Source organism: Chromobacterium sp. ASV23, from assembly GCF_016428945.1.
Taxonomy (GTDB): domain Bacteria; phylum Pseudomonadota; class Gammaproteobacteria; order Burkholderiales; family Chromobacteriaceae; genus Chromobacterium; species Chromobacterium sinusclupearum.
In genome coordinates this window covers 1-408 of the sequence record NZ_JAELTR010000216.1, presented here as the reverse complement: position 1 = coordinate 408, position 408 = coordinate 1, and the positions used below count along the sequence as shown (strand labels likewise).

Here is a 408-nt window from a genome sequence, read left to right as displayed (position 1 = left end):
GAATTACTTGGCGAAATTCCGAGATATTGAATGCTTTCTTGTCTTGATGACTCTGATATTGCTAATAGAAGATCGGCCCGTTTCAAGTTGTCAATTTTCTCGAAATACCAATTTGAAATAACAGGGTTTGACAGGTATTCTTTAGGATTAATTAACGGGATTAGGTCGTACAAAATCACAGCCGTTTTTACTGCGGAGTTGAGTTTTCCAATGCTAGTCACCGCATTGTCACTCAGTCCTTCTAGTAAACTTGTGATCAAAACTATATCAGGTGCGAGTCTTGCAATGAACGCTTCTCGTGAGAGTTCATTCGCTTTCCGTCGCCATGTATTTTTTTTATTAAGTTGATCTACTTGACCAAATCCATTCCAAACATGAATATTGTCATGGGGAAGTAAGTTTTTGAAC

General features: G+C 38.0%; 1 pseudogene. It reads right to left on the bottom strand.

Annotated features, from left to right (window positions below):
* A pseudogene (locus JHD59_RS22990) lies at positions 1-408 on the bottom strand (hypothetical protein); the annotation flags it as partial.